We start from the raw sequence: 15,555 nt of genomic DNA on the forward strand, positions 1-15,555 counted from the left end.
GCCGCCGACCGGGTCGGCGGGCCGCGGGCGGCATGCGCTGCGCGAGGCGTGCGGCGCGGATTTCCAGACATTCTGCCCCGGGGTGCGTCCGGGCGGCGGCCGGGTGATCGCCTGCCTGCATGCGCACGGCCCTGATCTCTCGCCGGGCTGCCAGCAGGCGCTCCGGCAGCTTCGTCAGAGGCAGTGATGTCATCGCGTCTTGCCGTCTGCGCCCTCGCCGGCGCGATGCTCGTCGTGTCGGGCTGCAAGAAGCAGAACGCCTATGTGCCGCCGCCGCCGGCCGAGGTGGGCGTCGCCAAGCCGGAATCGCGATCGGTCGTCCCGTATCTGGAAGCGACCGGCACGCTGGTCGCCTATAATCAGATCGATCTCGTCGCCCGCGTCGAGGGCTTCCTGCAGGAGATCAAATACAAGGACGGCACCGAGGTGAAGTCCGGCACCTCGCTGTTCGTCATCGAGCCGCTGCCCTATCAGGTGAAGGTGCAGCAGGCGCAGGCGGCGCTCGCCTCCGCCCAGGCTTTGTTCCTAAACGCCAACATCGAGTACAACCGCCAGTACCAGCTCGGCAAGACCGACGTCTCGTCGCAGGCCCATGTCGATCAGGCGAAGGCGACGCGCGACAGCGACGAGGCGAACGTCACCAGCCAGCAGACCAACGTCGCCCTGGCGAACATCAATCTCGGCTACACCAACGTCACCGCCCCGTTCGACGGCGTGGTGACGGAGCACCTGGTCTCGGTCGGCGCGCTGGTCGGGCACACGGGGCCGACGAAGCTCGCGACGCTGGTGCAACTCGATCCGATCTATGTCAGCTTCACCGTCGACGAGAAGGAGGTGCAGCGCATCCGCGCCGCCCTCGCCGCAGCCGACAAGACGCTCGCCGATCTCGGGCACATCCCCGTCGAGATCGGCCTGATGACCGAGACCGGCTATCCGCATCACGGCGTGCTGGACTATGCCGCGCCGTCGGTGACGGGCGGGACCGGGACGCTCGTGGTGCGCGGCGTGCTCGACAACGCCAAGCGCGCGCTGCTGCCGGGGTATTTCGTGCGGGTGCGCGTGCCGCGGGCGCGGAATGCGAAGCCGTCGCTGCTGGTGCCGGACGCGGCGCTCGGCACCAGCCAGTCGGGCCGCTACCTGCTCGTGGTCGGCAAGGACAACGTGCTGGAACAGCGGCAGGTGACGATCGGCGCGCTCGACGGGCCGATGCGCGTCATCACGTCCGGGCTAGAAGCCGGCGATCAGGTCGTCATCTCCGGCCTCGGCCGCGTCGTCGCGGGGGAGAAGGTATCGCCCCAGCCGGCCGCGATGCCCGCCGCGACGCCGGCCGGCTGACCCGGCCATGATCTCGCGCTTCTTCATCGACCGGCCGGTCCTCGCGAACGTGCTGGCCATCCTGTTCGTGCTGATCGGCGGTGTCGCGCTGTTCTCGCTGCCGGTCTCGCAGTACCCGAACGTGACGCCGCCGACGGTGCAGGTGACCACCCGCTATCCCGGCGCGAGCGCCGTAACGGTGATGAACACCGTGGCGCTGCCGATCGAGGAGCAGGTGAACGGGGTGGACGGCATGATCTACATGCAGTCCACCAGCGCGGCCGACGGCACCTATGCGCTGACCGTGAGCTTCCGCATCGGCACCGACCCGAACCTCGCGCAGATCCTGGTGCAGAACCGCGTGGCCAGCGCCATGGCGTCCCTGCCGACGCCGGTGCAGGCGCAGGGCGTCACGACACAGAAGAAGTCGACGTCGATCCTGCAGATCGTGACGCTGACCTCCTCCGACCCGCGCTATGACAGCCTGTTCCTGAGCAACTATGCGACCATCAACCTGGTGGACGAGCTGTCGCGTCTGCCAGGCGTGGGCAACGTCAACGTCTTCGGTGTCGGCCAGTACGCGATGCGCGTCTGGCTCGATCCGCAGAAGCTGCTGGTGCGCGACCTCACGCCCGGCGACGTGATCGCGGCGATCCAGCAGCAGAGCCAGCAGGTCGCCGGCGGCCAGCTCGGCACGCCGCCGACGCCGCCGGGACAGGCGTTCCAGTACACGATCGACGTGCAGGGACGGCTGACCGACCCGAAGCAGTTCGCGGCGATCGTCGTGAAGTCACGCGACGGCGCCGTGACCCGCATCTCCGACATCGGCCGCGTCGAGCTCGGCGCACAGACCTATTCGCAGGCGTTTCAGCTCAACGGCAAGCCGGCCGCGGGCGTGTCGATCTACCAGACGCCCGGCGCCAACGCGCTGCAGGTCGCGGGCGAGGTCAAGGCGACGATGGATCGCCTCGCGCGCGCGTTCCCGGCGGGCATCGCCTACACCGTGCCGTTCGATTCGACGCTGTTCGTGACGGCCTCGATCGACGAGGTCTACATGACCCTGCTCGAGGCGGCGGTGCTCGTGCTGGTGGTCATCCTGATGTTCCTGCAGGACTGGCGCGCGATGCTGGTGCCGGCGACGACGGTGCCGGTGACCATCATCGGCACCTTCGCGGTGATGTCGGCGCTGGGCTTCAGCGTCAACCTGTCCACCCTGTTCGCCATCGTGCTCGCGATCGGCATCGTGGTCGACGACGCGATCGTGGTGGTCGAGGGCGCAGCCCACCACCTGGAGCGCGGCCTGTCGCCGCATGACGCGGCGATCCGGGCGATGGACGAGCTGCTGGGCCCCATCATCGGCATCACCCTCGTGCTGATGTCGGTGTTCATCCCGGCCGCCTTCCTGCCGGGGCTGACGGGCCAGATGTATGCGCAGTTCGCGCTGGTAATCGCCGCGACGGCGCTGATCTCCGCGATCAACGCGGCCACGCTGAAGCCGACGCAATGCGCGCTGTGGCTGCGCGCGCCGGTGCCGCCGGAGAAGCGGAACTTCATCTTCCGGGGATTCAACCGCCTGTATGACCCCGTCGACCGCGGCTTCGGCCGGCTGATCGGCGGCATGACGCGCCGCGCGCCGCTGGTCGTCTTCGTCGGCCTGATCCTGGTGGTGCTGGGCGGGCTGGGCATCGGGCGGCTGCCGACGGCCTTCATCCCGACCGAGGATCAGGGCTATGTCGTCGTCGCCCTGCAGCTGCCGCAGGGCGCTTCGCTGGAGCGCACGCAGGCCGCCCTCGACCGCGTGGGGCGCATCGCGGGCGCGATTCCGGGCGTCGACCAGGTCATCGAGATCGCCGGCGTGTCGCCGCTCGACAACAACGCCTCGCTGGCGAGTGCCGGCGCCGCCTACGTGATGCTCAAGGATTGGGGCGTGCGCGAAAAGGCGGGCGGGCAGGGCCTCCGCCAGATCTACGCCACGTTGCAGGCAGCGATGGACAAGCTGCCGGACGGCGCCGGGCTGGTGCTCGTGCCGCCGCCGATCCAGGGCATCGGCAACGCGAGCGGCTTCACGATGGAGCTGGAACTGCGCGACGGCAACATCGACTGGCAGAAGCTGCAGGGCATCACCAGCACGGTGCTGCGCGACGCCGCCGGGCAGAGCGGCCTGCAGCATGTCGGCACCTCGTACCAGGCGGCGGCGCCGCAGATACGGGTGGAGGTCGACCGCACCAAGGCGGAGACGTTCCACGTCGCGGTGGGTGACGTGTTCAACGCCCTCGCCGGCTACATCGGGTCGAGCTACGTCAACCAGTTCAACGAGTTCGGCCGCACCTTCCAGGTCTATGTGCAGGCGGATTCGCACTTCCGCCTGCGTCCGTCCGATCTCGACCGGCTGTATGTCCGCAGCCGCGACGGCAAGATGGTGCCGCTCGGCGCGCTGGTGCTGGAGCGTCAGACGGCGGGACCCTCGCTGGTGACGCTCTACAACCTGCGACCCGCCGCGACGGTGGTCGGCGTACCGGCGCGGGGCTTCAGCTCCGGTCAGGCGATGGGACTGATGGAGCAGATCGCCGACAGCGTCCTCCCCACCGGCACCGGCTATGACTGGACCGCAATGTCGTACCAGGAGAAAGCGGTCGGCGGGCAGATCTACCTGGTGTTCGGGCTGGCGATGCTGCTGGTGTATCTCTGCCTCGCCGGCCAGTACGAAAGCTGGATCGCGCCGCTGTCGGTGCTGCTTGCGGTGCCGCTGTCGCTGATCGGCCCGGCGATCGTGCTGGAATCGGTTGGGCTTGCGAACAACCTCTATACGCAAATCGGCATGGTCCTGCTGATCGCGCTGTCGGCTAAGAACGCGATCCTGATCGTCGAGGTGGCGCGCGAGCATCGGGCCGCCGGGGCGCCGATCCTGGACGCCGCCGTCGGCGCGGCGCGGGCGCGCTTCCGCCCCATCCTGATGACGTCCTTCGCCTTCATCCTCGGCGTCCTGCCGCTGGTGACCGCGACCGGCGCGGGCGCCGCGGCGCGTGTGTCGCTCGGCATGACGGTCTTCAGCGGCATGACCGCCTCGACCTGCCTGACCGTGCTGTTCGTCCCGTCCTTCTTCGTGATGCTGCAGCGCCTGGAGGAACGTCTCTCCGGGCGCGCGCGCCCGACGGTCGCCGAACAGCCCTCCGCCTGAACGTGATCGATGACAAAGGACAAGCCCATGCGCCGAGCCTCTCTGCTTGCGGTCCTGCTGCTGGCCGCCTGTGCCCGGGGACACGTCACCCCGGTCGCCACGGCGCCGGCCGCCGGCACGCCGGCGCCGATGCGCGTGCTGGTGACGGACTTCGCCGTGTCGCCGGCCGCCGTGCATCTGGACAGCGGCCTCGCCGCGCGGCTGATGCGTAGCGGGTCGTCCGTCGCCGCGCAGCAGGAGCAGCAGACGGCGGCCGAGACGACGCAGGCGGCGCTGCGCCGGACACTGGTCGCGAAGCTGCAATCCTACGGCCTGCCGGCCGAGTACCTGCCGCCCGGCTACAAACCGCCGCCCCGCTCCGCTCTGGTGCAGGGCCATATCCTGGCGATCAACGAGGGCAACCGCACCCGCCGCACGGTGGTCGGGCTCGGCGCCGGTAAGAGCAGCGTCGCCGGCGACGCGCAGCTGACCTATGTCGGCGCGGGGGGCACGAAATTCCTTGCCGCCTTCAGCGGCAGCGCGGACAGCGGCCGCATGCCCGGCGCGGCGGAGACGATGGGCGTGGGTGCCGCCGCCGGCAGCCTCGGCGCGGCGACGGCCGTCACGGGCGGGACCCATGCGCTGGCGGAGACGCGGCGCACCACGAACGAGGCGAACGCCGACCAGCTCGCCGACGCACTCGCCCGCCAGATCGCCGACTATGCCGCCTCGCAGGGATGGATCGCCCGCGGCGCCGGGCAGTGACCGGCCACGGGCCGGGTCTGCCGGTCCGTCCCGTGCGGCCATAGGGCCGCTTCGACCTCAGGGCGGCGGGCGCGCATGCGTGTGCCCGCCGCCTGATTGAGATTCTGGCTCGCCACCATTCCGCCCACCGGCCGGACCGTCGGCCGGACCGCCCATGTGGCGCAGCATCGGCGCGCCACCCGTCCGGACGAAGCGCCAGACGAGCACCGCCGACGCCGCCAGCGCGAGGATATCGAGCACGGTGGTGTGATTCCAACCCACCGCCGCCTGCAGAACGTCCGTATGCCGATGCGCGGGCACGAGGCCAATGGCACCGAACATCACCTCCACCACGTATCCGGCCGCTGCCATCGCCGCGTAGAAGAGGAGCGCCAGACGCGCCGCCATCCCGCCGCCGTAGTATCTGCGGTAGATGTCGAGCAGCGGCAGCACGATCAGATCGGCGAACAGGAACGCCACCACGCCGCCGAAGCTGATGCCGCCGTTCCACAGCACCGCCGCCAGCGGCACGTTGCCGACGGAGCAGACGAACGACAGCACGGCGACGAGCGGCCCGATCAACGGGCCGACGAGCTTTGACCACACGGGATCGTGGACGAGAAAGAGCGCGGTCCAGACCCGGTGCGGCACCCAGGCCGCCAGCGCTCCCGAGACCAGCAGCCCGATCGCGATATCGGTCCAGACGCTCGCCCAGTCCATGACAAAGACATGGCTGATGGCCGTCAGCCCGCGTGGCGACAGCGCGCGCGTGAGCCAGGTGCCGCCGGCGACCGACATGTCCATGGCGGCATGGCCTTCCATGCGTCCCGCCAGACCGCGCGCCGCCTGCGCACGCGCTGCCTCGATGTGGCGCGGCCGCAAGGTCGCGCGCATCAGCACCACCAGGAGGGCGATCATGATCGGACCGCCGACGAACTCCGCGAGGGTGAACCGCCGGCCCATCAGCACCGCGAGGACGATGCCCAGCTCGACCACGAGGTTGGTCGACGCGAACTGGAACGCCATCGCGGCGATGAAGTCGGCCCCCTTGCGGATCAGCGACCGCGCCAGCGCCGCCGCGGCATAGGAACAGGACGACGACGCGGCGCCGAGCGCGCTGGCGATCAGGATGCTGCGCGGCCGGCTGTCGGGCAGCAGGCGGCTCATCGCGTCCTTGGTCACCACGGCCTGCACGACAGCGGAGAGCAGAAAGCCGAGGACGAGCGCCCAGAGCATCTGCCATCCCATGGCGAACGCCATGGCAAGCGCGCGCCCGACCGCGTCGGTCACGCCGCCGCTCATCCAGGGCGCTCGGCGGGCCCGGGGGCGCCCGCGCAGATCGGAAGGAACGCGTAGACCATCATCGCGTCCAACATCAGGCCGCTTGCCGGGTTCCGAGCGCGTCCGGCCATGTACGGCTTGACCCGGCGTGGCGTGGCGGCATCTCTGCCTGCGGATGCCAGGCAGGGAGGCTGCATGTGACGACGACCGCGCCGCGCCGTCGGGCCTTGGTGATCGGCGGCTCGATCGGCGGCCTGTTCGCGGCGCACGCGCTGCACCGCCATGGCTGGGACGTGCAGGTGTTCGAGCGCTCGGCGGCGGAGCTCAGCGGACGGGGCGCCGGCATCGTCACGCATCCGCAGCTCTGGCAGGCGCTGGCGCATATCGGCCTCGACCCGGCGGACCGGCTCGGTGTGCCGGTCGCCCGGCGCGTGACCTTCGCGCGCGACGGACGCGTGATCGGCAGCCGGCCGTTCCCGCAGGTCACGACCTCCTGGGACCTCGTGTTCCGCCAGCTGCGCGCGGCGTGGCCGGACGACCGGTATGCGCTCGGCCGCAGCCTGGTGGACGTGACGCAGGATGATACGGGCATCTCGGCACGGTTCGCCGACGGCACATGCGTCACGGGCGACGTGCTGATCGGCGCGGACGGGCTGCGTTCGTCGGTGCGGCAGGCGGTGGTGGGGGACGTCGCCTCCACCTATGCGGGCTATGTTGCGTGGCGCGGGCTCGTCGCCGAACGCGACGTGCCGGCAGCGGCGCATTCCGACATCTTCGACGTGTTCGGCTTCTGCCTGCCGCCCGGGGAGCAGTTCCTCGGCTATCCGGTGGCGGGACCGGGGGACGATCTGCGGCGCGGCCACCGGCAGTATAATTTCGTCTGGTATCGCCCTGCCGACGAGGCGACGGAGCTGCCGCGCCTGCTGCGTGACGCGACGGGGCACGTGCACACCGTCTCGATCCCGCCGCCGCTGATCCGCGATGCGATCATCGACGAGATGCGGGCCGCCGCCGAAGCAATCCTGGCGCCGCAATGCGCGGCCCTGGTGGCGGCGACGCCGCGCCCGTTCCTGCAGCCGATCTATGACCTGGAGTCGCCGCGCCTCGCGGTCGGCCGCGCGGCGCTGATCGGCGATGCGGCGTTTGTCGTGCGGCCGCATCCGGGCGCCGGGGTGACCAAGGCCGCCGAGGATGCCATCACGCTGGCCGCACTACTCGACGGCACCGACGACGTGCCGGCCGCCCTCGTCCGCTTCGCCGCACGCCGCCAGCCGGCCGGGGCGCGGATGATCGAGCGCGCGCGCCATCTCGGCGCCTATCTGCAGGCGCAGCGCCGGACGGAGGCGGAGCGCGCCGCCGCCGAACGCCACCGCACGCCGGAGGCGGTGATGGCGGAGACGGCGACGCTCGACTTCTGAGGCGCGTCAGACCGCGCAGTAGCGCTCCTGGATCGCCGCGTCGGCGAGCAGGGCGGCGGCGGTGTCGTGATGCACGACCGTGCCTTGATCCAGGATATAGGCGCGGTCGGCGATGCCGAGGGCGAGCTCGACGTTCTGTTCGACGAGCAGGATCGTGGTGCCCTCTTCGCGCAGCCGCCGCAGCAGATCGAACATCTCGTCCACCAGCAGCGGCATGATCCCCTCCGACGGCTCGTCGAGCATCAGCAGCCGCGGCCCGGAAATCAGCGCCCGCGCGATCGCCAGCATCTGCTGTTCACCCCCCGACATGGTGATCGCGCTCTGATCGAGCCGTTCGGCGAGGCGGGGGAAGATCTCCGCCATCGCTGCGATCGCGTCGGCCTCGCGCCGGCGGCCACCGGCCGCGAGCAGCCCGAGGCGGAGGTTGTCGCGCACCGACAGCCCCTGCACGATCCGCCGCTCTTCCGGCACGTAGCCGAGGCCGCGCGCGTGGCGCGCATGCACGGGCCGGCCGACGAGATCCGCGCCGTCGAAGACGACACGGCCGCGCACGCGGGCAACCAGGCCCATCACGGAACGCAGGGTCGTGGTCTTGCCCGCGCCGTTGCGACCGATCAGGCAGACGATCTCGCCCCGCGCGACCTCAAGATCGATGCCCTGCAGCACGTGGCTCGATCCGTACCAGGCCTGCAGCCCCTCGACGGTCAGCATCGCGTCACGCGGCATCGCGCTGGCCAAGATAGACGCGCCGCACCGTCGCGTCGCCGCGTATGTCGGCCGGCGTGCCCTCGGCCAGCACCTCGCCGTGATGCAGCACCAGCACCCGGTCACTGATGCCCATGACCAGCTTCATCTTGTGCTCGACGAGGACGACGGTGCGCTCGCGCGCAAGGCGGAGGATGAGCTGCATCATCGCGCGCGTCTCCTCCGGGCTCATGCCGGCGGTCGGCTCGTCCAGCAGCAGCAGACGGGGACGCGCGGCGAGCGCCATGGCGATCTCCAGCGCCCGCTGTTCGCCGTGCGCCAGCAATCCGGCCGGCCGCGCCCGCTTGTCCCACAGGCCGACGGTGTCCAGCAGCGCCGCCGCCTCGTCGTCCAGCGCGGTCAGGCGCGCGCGCGGGCGCCAGATGTCATAGCGCGAGACCAGCGCCTGACACGCGACCCGGACGCATTCGGCCACGCTGAGCGAGGGGAAGACCGTGGTGATCTGAAACGACTTGGCGATACCGAGGCGCGCGTACCGATGCTGCGGCGTCCGCGCGAGATCGCGCCCCTCGTACACGACGCGACCCTCGGTGGGCGGAATCGATCCCGACAGGATGTTGAAGAACGTGCTCTTGCCGGCGCCGTTCGGGCCGATGACGGCCGTCAGCGCGCCGCGCGGAAACGACGCGCTGACGTCGCGCAGCGCGGTGAAACGTCCGAAGCGGCAGGTGATCCCCTCCGCCCGCAGAATCGCATCCCCGGTCAACGGCGCAAACCCGCGAGCAACGTGCCCCAGACGCCGCGCGGGAAGAACAGCACGCAGGCGATGAACGCGAGACCGACGACGAGCTGCCAGTGCACGGTCCAGAGCGAGACCAGATTCTCGAGCAGCAGGAAGACCGCCGCGCCGATGAACGGTCCGAAATACGTCCCCATGCCGCCGAGCAGGGTCATCATGACGACGAGGCCGGATGTCGTGTAGGTCAGCGTCTCCACCGGCACGATGCCGATGGTCAGCGCATGCAGCGCGCCGGCCAGGCCGCAGACCGCGCCCGACAGGACGAAGGCGAGCCAGCGCGTGGCGCGCACGTCGAAGCCGCAGGCCCGCGCCCGCGCCTCGTTCTCCCGCACCGCCTCCATCGCCGCGCCGAAGGGCGAGGCGAGGACGCGCGAGACGGCGAACAGCGCGACCACGACGAAGGCCGCGATCACATAGACGCGCGTCAGCGGGTTGACGAAGTCGACGTGCCACGGGCCGAGCGTGATGGCCGAGACATCGACGCCGCGCAGCCCGTTCTCGCCGCCGGTCCAGCCCTCGGCCTCGTACGCGGCGTAATAGACGCACTGCGCCAGCGCGAGCGTGACCATCGCGAAATAGATGCCGCGCGTGCGGATCGCGAGCGCGCCGATTACGGCGGCGATCACCGCCCCGCCCGCGACGCCCGCGCCCACCGCGGCCCACCACGGCACGCCAAAGCGCGTGAACACGATGCCGCAGGCATAGGCGCCGCCGCCGAACAACGCCGCATGCCCGAACGACAGCAGGCCGAGATAGCCGTAGACGAGGTTGAACCCGAGCGCGAACAGCCCGTACACCAGCACGTCCGCCGCGACCGCCTTGAACGGCAGCAGCGCCGGGAACACCAGCACGGCGACCGCCGCGAGCGTCGCGCGGTGACGGGTGGCGAACGCCAGCAGGTCGGGACGCGCGGCGTGGACCGCGACGGTGGAACCGGCGCCGTCCATCGCTCAGCTCATCAGCCCGGCGCGGCCGAAAAAGCCCTGCGGCCGCACCAGCAGCACCACGGCCATCAGCACGAACACCGCGACCTGCGCCGCCTCGGGCGCCACCAGGGACGTGAGGCTGACGACTACCCCGACCAGCAGCCCCGCCAGCACCGCGCCCAGCAGCGAGCCCATGCCACCGACCACGGTGACGACGAAGGCGATCGCGAGGATGGAATCGCCCATATCGGGGCTCGCCCCCTGCAACGGCGCCGCGAGCAGCCCCGCGAGCGCGGCGAGGCCCGTGCCGATGCCGAACACGACGAGCCACACGCGGCCCACGTCGATGCCGAGGATGCGCACGATCTGCGGATCGCGCGCGCCCGCACGGATGATCAGTCCATAGGACGTGCGTTCGAGGAACAGCCACAGCCCGACCAGAACGACCCCCGTCACCGCGATGACGAACAGGCGATAGAGCGGGAAATAGCCGATGCCGATATTGACCGCGCCGGTCAGCGCGGCGGGGGTGTCGAACGGCAGATCCTCGGTCCCGAAGCCGATGCGCACCAGTTCGACGATGACATAGGCCAGGCCGAACGTCAGCAGCAGCGGGTAGTCGATCCCGCGCCCGTAAAGCGGGCGGATCAGCACGCGCTCCACCGCCATGCCGACCAGGCCGACGGCCAGCGGGATGAAGAACAGGCAGACCCAGAAATTACCGCCGTAGCCGAGCAGTGCCACCGCCCCATAGGCGCCGAGCATGTAGAAGGCGCCATGCGCGAAGTTGACCACCGTCAGCATGCCGAACAGCAGCGACATGCCGAGCGCCATCAGGACATAGACCGCGCCGAGGGCCAGCCCGGCGAAGACCTGCATCGCCAGGAGATCGGGGGTCAGGCCCGCCATGCGCGGCGCCGTCCGCTCATGCGTGTCCTTCGGCCTTGCAGCTCATCAACGCGTCGACGTTCGGCGGATCGGTCGCCAGCACGTTGAACACGTCGTACTGGTCGGCCATGTCCTTGCTCTTGCTCTCGATGATGAACACCGACTGCACCGACTGATGGTCGCACGGCCGGTAGAACTGCGGACCCTTGTAGGCGTCGTAATGCAGGTCCTGCAGCGTCGCGATGACCTTGTCGGTCGCCGTGGTGCCCGCCTCCTTCATCGCTTTGAGGACCGCATAGACGCCCCCGTAGCCGAGCGCGCCGTAGTCGGACGGGACACGGCCACCGTTGGCCGCGCGATAGCGGTCGTTGAACGCCTTGGCCGAGGGCACCGTCTTCTCGATGCCCCAGTAATAGGACGTGCCGCCGATCACCCCGTCGAAGGCCGTCGCGCCGCCGGCCACGCGCGCGGTGTAGAGCAGCACCGGCACGACGATACGCGACGTCCGCTTGATGCCGAAATCCGTCGCCTGCTTGATCGACACGTGCTGGTCGCGGCCGAAATTACAGATGCACAGGATGTCCGGCTTCGCCGCCGCGATGCGGGGTAGCACGGTCGAGAAGTCGGTGGTGCCGAGCGGCACGCTGATGTCGGCGACGACGTCGATGCCCAGCGGCGCGCCCACCGCGCGGAAGCCCGCCACCATCTCGTGCCCATAGGCATAGTCGGCGCTGAGGAACGCCACCCTCTTGCCGAACCGGGGGAAGGCATAGCGGCCGACCGCGCCGGCGGTGACGTGCGGCGTCAGCGCCTCGTGGAACGTATAGGGGCTCCAGTCCGGCATCGCCGTGATCTGGTCGGACTGGCTGATCGAGTTGTAGAGCACTCGGCGCTGCTTGCAGACATTGTTGACCGCAAGCTGCACGGAGGCAGACAGGCTGCCCACGATCACGTCGGCGTGGTCCTTTTCGATCAGTTCGATCGCGCGGGTCGCCGCCTCGCCGGGCTTGAGCTTGTCGTCGCGCGACAGCAGCACCGCCTTGCGCCCGCCCAGACCGCCGGCGGCGTTGAACTGATCGACCGCCAGCTGCGCGCAGCGCACCTGATCCTGCGCCTCGGTACCATACGGCCCCGTGAGCGGCACCGGAAAGCCGATCCGTATGTCGTTGTCCGCGGCCCGCACGATCGCCGGACTGCACAGCGCCGCGCCGGCCGCCGCACCGGTGATCAGCACGCGCCGGCGCGTGAGCGCGCGGTTCCCCAACTCGGACATGTCTCGCTCCCGTCTGGCGCCTGTTTGCCGGCGCGCGTATCGGCGATGGATAGACGGATCAGCCCAACGGGGCAACGGCCGCCCGCCGCGCGCTCACCCCCGCCCGAGCGCGCGCAGCACCACCTCCGGCGTGATCGGCAACTCGGTGATCGTCACGCCGAAGGGCGCGAGCGCGTCGTTGACGGCATTCAGCACCGCCGCCGCCGCCGCCGCGGTGCCGGCCTCGCCCGCCCCCTTGGCGCCGAGGGCGGACTCGGCGGTGGGCGTGCTGACATGCGCGACCTCGATGTCCGGCATCTCGCCCGCCATCGGAACCAGGTAGTCGGCCATGGTCGTGGTCTGAAGGTTGCCCTCGGCGTCATAGCGACAGTGTTCGAACAGCGCGGCGCCGAGCCCCTGCACCACGCCGCCGCGCACCTGCTCGTCCACCAGCATCGGGTTGATCGGCGTGCCGCAGTCCTCCACCACCCAGTGGCGCAGCAGCCGGATGAACCCCGTCTCGACATCCACCTCCAGCAACGATGCCTGCACGCCGTTGGTGAAGGCGAACGGATAGTCGCGCGGGACATAGTGACGCGCGGCGATCAGCTCGGGCTGCACGCCGCGGGGCAGGGTGTCCTGGCGGAAATAGGCGATGCGCGCGAGTTCGGGCAGCGTCATCCGCTCGCGCCCGTCGGCGGCATCGACGACCGCGCCGCCGCGCAGGTCGAGCGTCTCAGGCGCGGCCTGCAGCATGCTGCCGGCGAGGGCGAGGATGTTGGCGCGCAGCGCGACCGATGCCTGCCACGTCGCCTCGCCACCGATCGCCGCCGCGCGGGAGGCCCAGGTGCCGCCGCCATACGGCACCGCATCGGTGTCGCCGAGCTGCACGCGCACCCGCGCCGGCTCGATGCCGAGCGCGGTCGCCGCCACCTGCGCCAGCACCGCCTCCGTCCCCTGCCCCTGCTCGGTCACGCTGGCCTGCACCACGACCGACCCCGAGGCGTCGAGCCGCACCACCGCGCCGTCCTGGGCGGAGATGCGCGCCCCGCCGACGCCGTAGAAGGCGGGGCCGGGATTGGTGATCTCGATGAAGCTCGCGATCCCGATGCCGCGATGCACGCCCCGGGCGCGCAGGGCGGCCTGTTCGGCGCGCAGCCCGTCATATCCCATCATGTCGCGCAGGCGGGCATGCGCCGCGTGATGCGACAGCCCCTCGAACCGCAGCCCGGTCGGCGAGGTCGCGGGATAGGCGTCGTCGGCGATCAGGTTCCGCCGGCGCATCTCGAACGGATCGAGATCGAGCCGCCGGGCGGCGAGATCGACCAGCGTCTCCGTCACCGTCGCGGCGATCGGATGGCCGACGGCGCGGTACTGCGACATCATCGTCTTGGTCTGAAAGACGACGCGTGCGCGGGCCCGGTAGTTCGCGTGCCCGTACGGACCGCCGATCAGGTTGATGACCTGATTGGCCTCCACCGCCGAGGTGCGCGGATAGGCCGAATACGGCCCGATGCCGGTCAGGTCGTCGACGTCGAAGGCGGTGATGGTGCCGTCGGCGCGCACCGCGATGCGGGCGTCCACGATGTGATCGCGGGCATGGATGTCGGCGACGAAGCTCTCCATGCGGTCGGCGACGAAGCGGACCGGCCGGGCCAGACGCATCGCCATCGCGACGGTTGCCATCTCGTCGGGATAGACGTGGATCTTGATCCCGAACGAGCCGCCGACATCGCGGCAGACCACCCTTACCTGCGCCTCCGACAGGCCGAGATGCGTCGCCAGCACGCTTTGCATCATGTGCGGCACCTGCGTGCCCTGATGCACGGTCAGGCGCGCCTCCGCCGGGTCCCAGTCGGCGACGATCGCCCGCGCCTCCAGCGTGACGCCGGTATGGCGGCCGAAGGTGAAGCGCGCGCCGACCACCACCGCCGCCTCCGCCAGGGCGGCATCGACCGCGCCCGTGTCGATGCGGCGGCTATAGGCGAGGTTGTCGCCGAGGTCGGGATGCACCAGCACCGCCCCGGGCGCCAGCGCGGCCTCGGCATCGACGACGGGCGGCAGCGGCGCGTAGTCCACGATCACCTGCTCCGCCGCGTCCTCGGCCAGCGCCCGGGTGGCGGCGGCGATCGCCACCACCGGCTCGCCCTGCCAGCGCACCACGTCGCACGCCAGCGGATACTGCGGCGGCGATCGCAGCCCCTGCAGATGCGTCAGCACGCCGACCCAGGGCGTGACGAGCGGCGCCATATCCTCGGCCGTCATCACGGCGGCGACGCCCGGCATGGCGCGCGCGGCGGTGGTGTCGATCGCCGTGATGCGCGCATGGGCATAGGGCGCGCGGACAAAGGCGGCGTGCAGCATGCGCGGCAGCGCGAGATCGCTGACATAGCGGCCGCGCCCCTGCGTCAGCCGCGCGAGGTTGGGCCGCGGCAGGCTGCGGCCGATATAGGAGTGGGGCCGGTCCAGCGGCGACAACGGATCAGCGTCCATCGGCGCGCCCCCGTGCCGTGGCGTCCACCGCATCGACGATCGCGTGATAGCCGGTGCAGCGGCAGTAGTTGCCCGACAGATGCTCGCGGATCGCCGCGCGGTCGGGATGCGGGTCGCGGCGCAGCAGGTCCTGCGCGGCGATCAGCATCCCGGGCGTGCAGTAGCCGCATTGCAGCGCGTTGTGCGCGATGAAAGCCGCCTGCAGGTCGGCGATCTCGCCGCTGGCGGACAGACCCTCGATCGTCTCCACCGCCCGCCCGTCCGCCTGCACGGCGAGCACCAGGCAGGCGCGCACGATCGCCCCGTCCAGCCGCACGGTGCAGGCGCCGCACACCCCGTGCTCGCAGCCGAGATGCGTGCCGGTGAGCGACAGGTGCTCGCGCAGGAAGTCCGCGAGATGCAGGCGCGGTGGGACGGACGCGGCGACATCCTCGCCGTTCACCGTCAGCGTGATGGACACCGGCCCGGCAGTCATGGCGAAAGCTCCGCGACCACGCGGCCGAGCAGCACGCGGGCCAGCGCAAGACGGGTTTCGGCGGACGCGTTGAGGTCGTCATGCGGCGCGAGATCACGGCCGA

The 15,555-nt window shown here is 70.6% G+C and carries 13 protein-coding genes; 5 read left to right on the forward strand and 8 right to left on the reverse strand.

The features are described 5' to 3' along the window. The 4 genes from B8460_RS00415 to B8460_RS00430 all read left to right on the forward strand — a co-directional run. Positions 1–187 (forward strand): cysteine rich repeat-containing protein (locus B8460_RS00415; RefSeq protein ID WP_048859593.1); only part of this gene is annotated, 187 nt, incomplete at its 5' end. After that, positions 187–1,335 carry an efflux RND transporter periplasmic adaptor subunit gene (locus B8460_RS00420; protein ID WP_048859594.1) on the forward strand — a complete coding sequence of 383 codons (1,149 nt, stop codon included), beginning with the start codon at positions 187–189 and terminating at the stop codon, positions 1,333–1,335. The genes B8460_RS00415 and B8460_RS00420, both read left to right, overlap by 1 nt. Before the next feature lie 7 nt (positions 1,336–1,342). Further along, positions 1,343–4,492 carry an efflux RND transporter permease subunit gene (locus B8460_RS00425; protein ID WP_048859595.1) on the forward strand — a complete coding sequence of 1,050 codons (3,150 nt, stop codon included), beginning with the start codon at positions 1,343–1,345 and terminating at the stop codon, positions 4,490–4,492. A 27-nt stretch (positions 4,493–4,519) separates the two neighbouring features. Next, positions 4,520–5,236: a DUF4410 domain-containing protein gene (locus B8460_RS00430; RefSeq protein ID WP_052945090.1), complete on the forward strand. Its 717-nt coding sequence runs from the start codon at positions 4,520–4,522 to the stop codon at positions 5,234–5,236. 57 nt (positions 5,237–5,293) lie between these two features. Here B8460_RS00430 and B8460_RS00435 read toward each other — a convergent pair whose 3' ends face one another. After that, on the reverse strand, positions 5,294–6,505 hold the full coding sequence (locus B8460_RS00435; protein WP_199445496.1) for a permease: 1,212 nt from the start codon (positions 6,503–6,505) through the stop codon (positions 5,294–5,296). A 188-nt stretch (positions 6,506–6,693) separates the two neighbouring features. Here B8460_RS00435 and B8460_RS00440 point away from each other — a divergent pair, with 188 nt between their 5' ends. After that, positions 6,694–7,914 carry an FAD binding domain-containing protein gene (locus tag B8460_RS00440; protein WP_048859597.1) on the forward strand — a complete coding sequence of 407 codons (1,221 nt, stop codon included), beginning with the start codon at positions 6,694–6,696 and terminating at the stop codon, positions 7,912–7,914. Between the two features lie 6 nt (positions 7,915–7,920). On the opposite strand, the gene B8460_RS00445 is transcribed toward B8460_RS00440, so the two are convergent. The 7 genes from B8460_RS00445 to B8460_RS00475 all read right to left on the reverse strand — a co-directional run bounded on the left by B8460_RS00445 (position 7,921) and on the right by B8460_RS00475 (position 15,452). Beyond that, complete coding sequence (locus B8460_RS00445; protein WP_241771049.1) at positions 7,921–8,640, reverse strand: ABC transporter ATP-binding protein; 720 nt, start codon at positions 8,638–8,640, stop codon at positions 7,921–7,923. Then, positions 8,630–9,385 carry an ABC transporter ATP-binding protein gene (locus B8460_RS00450; RefSeq protein ID WP_048859598.1) on the reverse strand — a complete coding sequence of 252 codons (756 nt, stop codon included), beginning with the start codon at positions 9,383–9,385 and terminating at the stop codon, positions 8,630–8,632. The genes B8460_RS00445 and B8460_RS00450 overlap by 11 nt, the downstream gene beginning before the upstream one ends. After that, on the reverse strand, positions 9,382–10,365 hold the full coding sequence (locus B8460_RS00455) for a branched-chain amino acid ABC transporter permease (protein ID WP_048859599.1): 984 nt from the start codon (positions 10,363–10,365) through the stop codon (positions 9,382–9,384). Before B8460_RS00455 ends, B8460_RS00450 begins: the two co-directional genes overlap by 4 nt. Positions 10,366–10,368: 3 nt before the next feature. Beyond that, complete coding sequence (locus tag B8460_RS00460; protein ID WP_048859600.1) at positions 10,369–11,253, reverse strand: branched-chain amino acid ABC transporter permease; 885 nt, start codon at positions 11,251–11,253, stop codon at positions 10,369–10,371. A 16-nt stretch (positions 11,254–11,269) separates the two neighbouring features. Continuing rightward, positions 11,270–12,505, reverse strand: a complete 1,236-nt coding sequence (locus tag B8460_RS00465) for an ABC transporter substrate-binding protein (protein ID WP_048859601.1) — start codon at positions 12,503–12,505, stop codon at positions 11,270–11,272. 93 nt (positions 12,506–12,598) lie between these two features. Next, the gene (locus B8460_RS00470; RefSeq protein ID WP_048859602.1) at positions 12,599–14,977 is read right to left on the reverse strand and encodes a xanthine dehydrogenase family protein molybdopterin-binding subunit; all 2,379 of its coding nucleotides are present in this window, start codon (positions 14,975–14,977) and stop codon (positions 12,599–12,601) included. Next, a complete protein-coding gene (locus B8460_RS00475; protein ID WP_048859603.1) occupies positions 14,967–15,452 on the reverse strand; it encodes a (2Fe-2S)-binding protein in 486 nt (161 codons plus the stop codon). Before B8460_RS00475 ends, B8460_RS00470 begins: the two co-directional genes overlap by 11 nt. Between the last annotated feature and the right edge of the window lie 103 nt (positions 15,453–15,555).

The sequence above is a fragment of the Acidisphaera rubrifaciens HS-AP3 genome (genome assembly GCF_000964365.1).
Lineage (GTDB): Bacteria > Pseudomonadota > Alphaproteobacteria > Acetobacterales > Acetobacteraceae > Acidisphaera > Acidisphaera rubrifaciens.